8 protein-coding genes are annotated in these 8,777 nt (G+C 63.7%); 3 read left to right on the plus strand and 5 right to left on the minus strand.

Going from position 1 to position 8,777, the window contains the following annotated elements; translation table 11 throughout:
• The coding region (locus X803_RS0104670; protein WP_026544233.1) for an HNH endonuclease signature motif containing protein at positions 1-261 on the plus strand (261 nt) is incomplete at its 5' end.
• A 152-nt stretch (positions 262-413) separates the two neighbouring features.
• Here the strand turns inward: X803_RS0104670 and X803_RS0104675 are convergent.
• Positions 414-1,406, minus strand: coding sequence for a stage II sporulation protein M (locus X803_RS0104675; RefSeq protein WP_026544234.1), 993 nt, complete (start codon positions 1,404-1,406; stop codon positions 414-416).
• 73 nt (positions 1,407-1,479) lie between these two features.
• Between X803_RS0104675 and X803_RS0104680 the strand changes: the two genes are divergently transcribed.
• Entirely contained in the window at positions 1,480-2,283 is an 804-nt protein-coding gene (locus tag X803_RS0104680; protein WP_026544235.1) for an RDD family protein, read from the plus strand.
• 240 nt (positions 2,284-2,523) lie between these two features.
• On the opposite strand, the gene X803_RS0104685 is transcribed toward X803_RS0104680, so the two are convergent.
• The 3 genes from X803_RS0104685 to X803_RS21335 all read right to left on the minus strand — a co-directional run bounded on the left by X803_RS0104685 (position 2,524) and on the right by X803_RS21335 (position 6,228).
• Complete coding sequence (locus tag X803_RS0104685) at positions 2,524-3,807, minus strand: L,D-transpeptidase (RefSeq protein WP_026544236.1); 1,284 nt, start codon at positions 3,805-3,807, stop codon at positions 2,524-2,526.
• A 113-nt stretch (positions 3,808-3,920) separates the two neighbouring features.
• Positions 3,921-5,399 carry an adenosylhomocysteinase gene (gene ahcY, locus X803_RS0104690; RefSeq protein WP_026544237.1) on the minus strand — a complete coding sequence of 493 codons (1,479 nt, stop codon included), beginning with the start codon at positions 5,397-5,399 and terminating at the stop codon, positions 3,921-3,923.
• A gap of 448 nt (positions 5,400-5,847) precedes the next feature.
• A complete protein-coding gene (locus X803_RS21335) occupies positions 5,848-6,228 on the minus strand; it encodes a DUF3499 domain-containing protein (protein WP_084033395.1) in 381 nt (126 codons plus the stop codon).
• A 436-nt stretch (positions 6,229-6,664) separates the two neighbouring features.
• Between X803_RS21335 and X803_RS22680 the strand changes: the two genes are divergently transcribed.
• On the plus strand, positions 6,665-6,979 hold the full coding sequence (locus X803_RS22680; RefSeq protein ID WP_051470463.1) for a metallopeptidase family protein: 315 nt from the start codon (positions 6,665-6,667) through the stop codon (positions 6,977-6,979).
• 75 nt (positions 6,980-7,054) lie between these two features.
• On the opposite strand, the gene X803_RS0104700 is transcribed toward X803_RS22680, so the two are convergent.
• Positions 7,055-8,707 carry a DUF5719 family protein gene (locus X803_RS0104700; protein WP_026544239.1) on the minus strand — a complete coding sequence of 551 codons (1,653 nt, stop codon included), beginning with the start codon at positions 8,705-8,707 and terminating at the stop codon, positions 7,055-7,057.
• Positions 8,708-8,777 lie beyond the last annotated feature (70 nt).

Consider the following 8,777-nt stretch of genomic DNA (forward strand, 5'->3'; position numbering starts at 1 on the left):
CTCCAGGACTGGGTCCGCATCCGCGACAAAACCTGCCGACACCCTGGCTGCAACCGGGCAGCGGTCGCAACTGAAATCGACCACACCATTCCCTGGCACCACGGCGGACGCACAGACCACGACAATCTTGCCTGCCTCTGCGCCAAACACCACCGGCTCAAAACCATCGGGCTCTGGGACTACATGCAACCCGAACCCGGCACCATCACCGCCACCTCACCAGCCGGAAAAACCTACACCACCCAACCCCCACCCTTCTAAGACGGAGAGAGGATAAATGGTGGGAGAAATCCCCCAGCCGGCCCAACCAAACGCCAGGCGGTGCTTCGCCGGAAGTCGGAGATTACTTTGCACTGGGCGCGGCTAGCCCAACGCCCCGGGCTGAACAGCGCCCACAAGACCAGAACCCAGAATCAGGCCGTCAACACCGAAGCCCCACGATCCTCATCACCCAGATCGCCCGTGTATCCCGCCCGGAAAGCTCTGCCACCGAGAACCAGCGTGTAGACCCAGTAGAGGGCAAAAACAGTGAAGCCGATCCCAATCCGCAGCCACACCGGAAGCGGACTCGGCGTGACAAAGCCCTCCACCAGGCCCGATACAAACAGCACCAGCACCAATCCCAGCGCAACCGTGATGAGCGACCGACCCTCCTCGGCAAGCGCCTGCGAGCGGGTTCGGGCTCCAGGTGAAACCCACGCCCAAAAGATCCGCAGTCCCGCCGCCGTCGCAATAAAAATCGCGGTGAGCTCCATGAATCCGTGCGGAAGGATGTACGTGAAGAACACATCAAGTTTGTCGTAGGACGCCATCATTCCCGCAGCGATCCCCACACCCTGCGCATTCTGGTACAGAACAAACGGCCCCCATAGCCCGGTGATCCCGAAAGCCACCGCCTGCACCGCAATCCACGCGTTGTTGGTCCACACCAGTCCGGCAAATGAGGCAGCCGGATTCTCGGAGTAGTAGTCCACGAAGTCCTCTTCGACGTACCGCCGAATCTCCTCGTCACTGCCAAGCGCGGCAATCACGCCGGGCGTATTCACCACCCACGCCCCATACAGCCAGCTGACGGCAAGAAAAACCACTCCCACAGCCACCGTGAGCCACCGAACCCGGTAGAAGGCAGCCGGCAACGAGATTACAAAAAACCGCGCAACATCTTCGAGAAAATTTGATCGGGCACCAGTGAACCTGGTCCGCGCACGGGACAACCGCATGGAAAGTTCGTTGGACAGGGCGCTTTCCGGAGCCATCGATCGAATCATCGACAGATGGGTGGATGTGCGCTGGTACAGATCAAGCAGCTCGTCCGCCTCGCTGCCGCGCAGCCGCCGCTGCCGGGTCAGTATGTCCAGCCGGTTCCAGTCTGCGCGGTTTACTTCCTCGAAGGCGTCCAGATCCACCCGGCCAGCTTATCCCCCGGCAACCACACTCAAACGGCAGCTAAGCTGATTTCATCCAAGGGGAGGACATCCAATGAGCTCGGTCATCACCGGCGAAGCCGTCGTTCTCGAGCTGCGCCCGGCCTCGTTCGGCGCACGCGCCGTGAGCCTGATGATCGATGTTCTTGCGCAGTTCCTGGTGATCATCGGCGTCATTGTGACAGTCGGCAACACCTTCGGCGGCGCCTTCGACCCGGCACTCACCCAGGCCCTCGTCCTGGTCCTCGTGGTGCTGGTCCTCGTGGTCATCCCCGTCACCGTGGAAACGGTCACGAGGGGCAAATCCCTCGGCCGGCTTGTCATGGGACTGCGCATAGTGCGCGACGACGGCGGTTCCATCCGCTTCCGGCACGCCTTCATCCGCGGCATGCTTGCGGTCCTGGAAATCTACCTGCTGGTCGGCTCGCTCGCTTTCCTCGTGGCTGTGTTCAACGAGCGGTCAAAGCGGCTCGGCGACCTCCTCGCAGGCACTTACTCGATGCACGAGCGTGTCGTCGTCAAACAACGGACGCGAGCAGTGCTGCCGCCGTCGCTCCATGCATGGATTGCAACCGCCGACGTCGTACAGCTGCCGGACCCGCTGGCACGCAGGATCTCGCAGTTCATCGGCCAAGCGAACCGGCTCACGCCTTCCGCTCGCGGTGCCCTCGCCACCGAACTGGCAAACGAAGCGTCAGCATTCGTGTTTCCGGCCCCGCCCGCCGGAACCCTGCCGGAGGATTTCCTCAACGCCGTGGTCTCGGCACGCCGCGACCGCGACTACGCCAGACTCACCAGGCAGCGTGAACGCACGTCCCGCACCGCTGAACAGCTGCACCGTCTGCCATTCAGTAACTGACTGAAGAGTGCACAAGTGGCCGGAACATCGAACGAGCGACTGAGCACTGAACAAGCAACGAAAAACTCGCCCGGAACGCTGACCAAGACCGGAACGCTGAACGAGCGCACGAGCAATCGAGCGCCAGCAAGACCGGAACACTGAACGAGCGCACGAGCGAACGAGCGCCAGCAAGACCGGAACGCTAAACGTCGACCGCACAAGAACCCGAACGAAGTACCCGCCCGGGCAGAAACCCCGCTACGCCCCCTGCGACGTCCACTCGGACCAGGACAGGTTCCAGTCACCGAAGCCGTCCCAGACCTGTACCGGACCGGTATCCGTATTGCGGATCTCTAGCATGTCGCCCGGACCGAAGACGTCGTAGAAATACTTGGCGCCCTCCGGACTCATCCCCACGCAGCCGTGTGAGACGTTCGCAATGCCCAGCACCGACTGCGCCGCCGGAAGCGCCTCATGCACAAAGGCACCGCCGTTCGAGATCCGGCTCGCAAAGTTCACTTCAGTCGGCGGATAGTACGCGGGATCCTCGGGCTTGAGACCGATCGATTCGGCAGTGAACTTGGTCCGCTCATACTGCTCCATCACGGTGTAGAGCCCGTAGAAGGAAGGCCATTCCTCGGTGCCGAGCGTCACCGGGAAGGTCCGTTCCAGCTTGCCGTCAATGAAAACCTTCATCTCCTTGGTGGCATTGTCCACCACGGCGAGACGGGTGTTGTGGGTCTTGAACGAGTAGGTGTCGTTGAAATTACCGATCATCCCGTTACCGAAATCCACCCCGAAGAGCTGCATATCGACCGTGATGGTGCTGTGCGGAGCCCAATACTCCTGGGCGCGGTAACGCACCTCGGTATCATTCAGCCAGTAGAAGGCGCCCTCCTGGCCGGAAGTGCTGGTGATGGTGATGGCCTTCTCGACGGCATCCTTGTTGGTGACCGGCTCGCTAAAGGTGATCTCGATGGCCTGGCCGGTTCCGACAGTGGAGCCGGGCGCCGGATACATCCACGCGTTCGCCTCATTTTCGGGCTGCACCGTGGTGAAGGTCTGCTCCTGCCGGTGCTCACCGCCCGTGGAATCAACCAGCACAAAACTGAACGAGTACTCGGTGGCGAAGGCCAGCGGCCCATCGGCCTTCCACGAGGACGCGTCCCCGGAAAGCGTCCCGGCAACCGGCTCCCCGCCGAGCACTGGAACGAGCGACACGTCCTTGATGGCCGCCTCTTCCGCACGGATTTCCGGCAGCGTGGCAGGATTCACGTTCGCCGCACCATCAGTGGGAGTCACTCCGAAGGTGAACTCCTCGGCGGCAGGCTCCTCGGACTTCTCGGCTTCCGGTTCCTGGGAGGCAGTCGCAGACGCGGACGACGACGGTGCTGCCGCCGGCTCATTGCCGAAATTCGCCCAGCTCGGCGCGGTGATGGCACCCACGATCCCGCCGCCGACAACCAACAAGCCGGCCACGATGAGGGCAGCAATCTTCAAGCCCCGACGCTGTGGCTGATCCTCTTCGGAGACGTTCGACATGCGCTATACCTTGCCTGCTAGTTGCTGTCCAGATGCAATTTTACGCCCGATTCCCCCGCGGGCCGGCGTTGGACACGTATGTACGGCCGCTCGGAAACCGAGCGTCATGGTGCCTAGTAGCGGTAGTGGTCAGGCTTGTACGGCCCGGCCACATCGACGTCCAGGTACTCGGCCTGGCTCTTGGACAGCTCGGTCAGCTCGACTCCCAGCGCGTCGAGGTGCAGCCGCGCAACCTTCTCATCCAGGATCTTGGGCAGCACGTACACCTGCCGGTCATATTCCGGCGAACCGTCTTCACGGGTCTGACCGTGCTTGGTGAACAGCTCAATCTGCGCGATCGTCTGGTTGGCGAAAGAGTTGCTCATGACAAAGGACGGATGCCCGGTAGCGTTGCCGAGGTTGAGCAGACGGCCTTCCGACAGCATGATGATGCTGCGCTGCCGCTCCGTACCCTGGTCAAAGACCCATTCGTGGACCTGCGGCTTGATCTCAACCTTCACCACGCCCGGCGTCCGCGCGAGACCGGCAATGTCGATCTCATTGTCGAAGTGGCCGATGTTCCCGACAATCGCCTGGTGCTTCATGGCCTGCATGTGGTGCGCCATGATGACGTCCTTGTTGCCCGTGGTGGTGATGAAGATGTCACCCTGCGCAAGCACCGACTCAAGCTTGGCCACCTGGTAGCCGTCCATGACGGCCTGCAGTGCACAGATGGGGTCAATCTCGGTCACGATCACACGGGCGCCCTGCCCGCGGAGCGCTTCTGCAGCACCCTTGCCGACATCGCCATAACCACAGACGACGGCGACCTTGCCACCGATGAGAACGTCGGTTGCGCGGTTCAGGCCGTCCGGCAACGAGTGACGGATGCCGTACTTGTTGTCGAACTTGGACTTGGTCACGGAGTCGTTGACGTTGATGGCCGGGAAGAGAAGCTTGCCCTGCTCAGCCAGCTGGTACAGGCGGTGGACTCCCGTGGTGGTCTCCTCGGTGACGCCCTGGATCGACGCAGCGATGCGGGTCCAGCGCTGCGGATCCTCAGCGAGCGACGCACGCAGCACATCAAGGACAACCGTGTATTCGTGGGAGTAATCGACATCGTCCTCGGTGGGTGCCGCAGGCACCGCGCCGGCAGCTTCGAACTCAGCACCCTTGTGGACCAGCATGGTGGCGTCGCCGCCGTCGTCGAGAATCATGTTCGGCTCGCCGTTCGGCCACTGCAGGATCTGCGAGGTGGCCCACCAGTACTCCTCCAGCGACTCATTCTTCCAAGCGAAAACAGGCACACCGGCGGGCTCCTCCACCGTTCCCTGCCCGACGACGACTGCGGCAGCAGCCTCATCCTGCGTCGAGAAGATGTTGCAGGAGGCCCAGCGAACCTCGGCACCCAGAGCCGTCAGCGTTTCGATGAGGACCGCAGTCTGGACCGTCATATGCAGCGACCCGGCAATACGGGCTCCCGCGAGCGGCTGGCTTTCGCCGAACTCGCGCCGCAATGCCATGAGGCCCGGCATCTCGTGCTCGGCAAGCCGGATCTGGTGCCGGCCTGCCTCGGCAAGGGAGAGGTCGGCAACCTTGAAGTCAAGCGTCATGATGATGGGGATTCCTCTGCAGTGGAAGCGGGCGTCGGAGTAGCAGCGGAAGTACTTTCCGCTGTCCTGAGTTCGGGGCGGAGCAGCACAGGGATTGACTCGTCAATCGGATATTCCACAAAGTTCCCTGCAGCATCCGGTCCGGCGGACCGAAGTACGTCGCCGTGCTGCTCGAGAGCGGACCCGGTCACGGGGCACCGAAGGATGGCCAACAGGTCAGATGAGATATTGGGCAACGGGATGCAGCCTTTCGAGGATTCCGGGTCCGGCATACGTGCCGGCTCGGACAGCTGGTACACGTGGTTCGGTAACACAAGGGTATCGCGCACGGCATCTTCACCGGGAATCCCTGTGGATTACGGGACACAAGACCGGGGGACAACAACGGCGCAGCGGCGGACTGTGTGCCACCGGCGGGCACAAACCAACGCGCCCAGTCCCGGGGCGCCTACCGGTCGCGCAACACTCGAAGGTGGCCGCGACGTGCCCCAGCTTCTCCAGGCGGCGGTGTCAGCGGTGACTTCGACCCGGGAGGGGCCGGTTCGGGCGCGCTGCGGTCAACCGCTGCTTCCCGTACCGCGTTGGCCAGAGCCAGCAGGTCATCCGGGTTGGGCTCGGGCGGCCCTGAGGGCAGAGCCAACCGGAGTACTTCCCAGCCACGTGGAACCGTCAGCTTTTCGGCATGTGGTGCGCACAGGTCGTAGGAGTGCGGCTCCGCGTAGGTGGCAAGCGGGCCGAGAACCGCAGTGGAATCCGCGTACACGTACGTCAGCGTTGCAACAGCAGCACGCTGGCACGCTGAACGTGAACATTGCCGGATCGATCCCACGACTGATCAGCCTACCGTGTCCCCACCCCTCCGGCGTGTCCGACGCTCCGACGCCCGGAATGCAGCCCAGGTGCAACGCCGTCGAAATTGCGACCCAAGCGCAACGCCACCGAAATTGCGACACAAGCGCAACGCGCTCGGAAATTGCGACCCGAGCGCAACGCCACCGGAATCGCGGCTCAGGTGCAACGCCGTCGGAATCGCGACCCAAGCGCAACGCGACTGTAATGCAGCCGGAACCGGATCGGACTAGAGTTTCAGCATGCGGGATAGCTCTTTTTCCATTCGTCTGGCTGTACCGGACGGGCCAACCGGCCGGAAGTCCCGATACGCCGGCCGGCGCCGGGACCGTCACGGCAGAGGCCTTCGCGGCGAACTCATTCCCTCGCACCTGCCGGGCTCCCGATCCCGTGCGGAACGGTTCGAGGACTGGGTCATGGAATCCGCCCAACGGCTGGAACGGCTGTGGGGTGACCGGATCCAGGATGTGCAGATCATCGTCCAGGAAATCCCCGCCGGTCTGGAACAGATGGCACCCGAGACCGTCCGCGGACTGCTGGGAACCTCCACGCCTGCCGCCGGAAAGCAGCCCGCCACCATCACCGTGTACCGGCATCCCATCGAAATGACGGCCAGAGGGTACATTCCGGCCAACGAACTGGTCCACGACGTGATCGTTGAGCAGATGGCGGAACTTCTCGGCATGGCACCCGAAGCGGTGGACCCCGCCTACGGCAGGTCCCGGGCCTGAAGGAGCCAGGCTGAAACAAAGGGCAGGATGCACGCCGGGCCGAAACACCGGGCTGAAAATGCCTGCTAACCCAGCCTAAAAGCCGATATTCACTGCCACGCTCTGCTGGCCTGCACTGCCGGCCGGAATGGGAGCTACCGAGATTCCCGGTGTATCGCCGTCGAGCGTTGCAATCTGCGCGCCATACGCCGGATCGCCCGACACTCCGATCAGCGCCGCTACCGTCCCTTTGCCAAGATCAGCGGCAGGCACCGTGACCGTGGTGCCGCCGGCGACGTCGAACACCAGTTCTTCACCCAGCGCACCCTCTGCGGTGACCGGCGTCAACCGGACCTCCGCCCGGCCGGTGGGTGCGGTAAAGACGAAGTCTGCGTCGGCACCGGTCGGCAGGACTGACACGTGCTGGCTTCCCAGTCGCACGGCAGACGGAACCTGGGCCAGGTCCAGCGGCTCCTCCGGCTCGGCTCCTCGGGAAACCCGGGCTGAGGCGGAAATCAGCACATCGGAACTCAGAACGGCCGTGTAGTTACCCTCCGGCAGGGAGTCCAGCGGTATGGCAGTGACCGAACCGGCGGCCGCTGTCACCACTCCCCCGTCCGGCAGTTCCACCTCACCGTTCGGACCGAACACACGCACATCGAGCACAGCGTCGGTTCCGCCGGGCACCGCAACCTGCAGCGACGGAGCGGCACCCGCATAGCCGTCCTGCGAGACAATCGGATCCGTGATGTCCGACGCCTGGATCTGGATGCCGGGCACCACCTGCGACGACGCGCTCGGAGCTGACGCCTGGATCAGGTCCACCCCTCCCGGAGTCAGACCACGCAGCACACTCTGCTGGATGAAGCCGCTGACCCTCCCGCCGTTGCTCTGGACACGGACGGCAAGGTTCTCCTGGTTGGCGGCAAGGCCGGCAACCACAATCGACTCGGACTCATTCGGAGCGATCAGGATCCCCCGGCCGCCAGGGGCATCAATCACACCCTCCGACCCGTACAGCTCAAGATCCACCGTCGCCGGCGATTCGGACGGGTTATGCAGATTCAGCACCGCCGTTGCACCGACCGTGGTAACAGCTCCGACCAGCCAGAAATCGTTCGACGGAACCTGACACGCTGCCACAGCCAGCCCCGCGAGGTCGCCGTCCGTTGCGGTGTACGTGAATCCGGCGCCTGCAGTGGCCCGCTGTTCGCCGAGCGCCTGCGCACGCAGGACGGATGCCGATTCAACGGCCTGCCCGGACGCAACGCCCGCCACCCGATTGGTCAGCCCGTCCGCGTTGCTGACCTGCGGGTTTTCCTGCTCGGCCTCGGGCACCTGCTCGGCAATCACCGCCAGTGGGTCCCCTCCCCCGAGCGGTGCGACAGCTGATCCCGGAACGGTACCGCCCAGGTCGCTGAGCGTCATGGCGCTGACCCGGTTGCGGGCTGTCTCGGACACCGGACTGAACTCCGGGTCGCCGCCCTCCACCGTGCCCTCCAGCAGCCTCAGCGGCTCCGGACACACCGCCGAATACTCCCCGGCAGGGACCGCCGCCATGGGTACGGGAAACTGCTCAGCCGCACCGTCAAGATCCTGCACAATACTCGCCCCGGCAAGGGCTGCGGTTGCGGATAGCAGGACGACGCCGGTAGCTACTCCCACAGCACCGCGCACCCAGGTGCCGCTCCGCTTGGCAGGCAGTTTGGCAGGCACAGCCTTCTGAAGGACCTTCTTCGTGGCACTCATGTCAGTTCCCGGTCCTTCCGCTGCTCAGCGCCGACTCACGGACGGGATCGGCAGGGCCGGAAGCGGATTC

The organism is Arthrobacter sp. 35/47, assembly GCF_000520475.1.
GTDB classification, from domain to species: domain Bacteria; phylum Actinomycetota; class Actinomycetes; order Actinomycetales; family Micrococcaceae; genus Arthrobacter_D; species Arthrobacter_D subterraneus.

What these genes read in the sequence shown, in the direction of transcription:
- X803_RS0104680 (WP_026544235.1), top strand. Translation starts at nt 1,480, where the DNA reads ATGAGCTCGGTCATCACCGGCGAAGCCGTCGTTCTCGAGCTGCGCCCG.
- X803_RS0104685 (WP_026544236.1), bottom strand. Translation starts at nt 3,807, where the DNA reads ATGTCGAACGTCTCCGAAGAGGATCAGCCACAGCGTCGGGGCTTGAAG.
- ahcY (WP_026544237.1), bottom strand. Translation starts at nt 5,399, where the DNA reads ATGACGCTTGACTTCAAGGTTGCCGACCTCTCCCTTGCCGAGGCAGGC.
- X803_RS22680 (WP_051470463.1), top strand. Translation starts at nt 6,665, where the DNA reads ATGGAATCCGCCCAACGGCTGGAACGGCTGTGGGGTGACCGGATCCAG.
- X803_RS0104700 (WP_026544239.1), bottom strand. Translation starts at nt 8,707, where the DNA reads ATGAGTGCCACGAAGAAGGTCCTTCAGAAGGCTGTGCCTGCCAAACTG.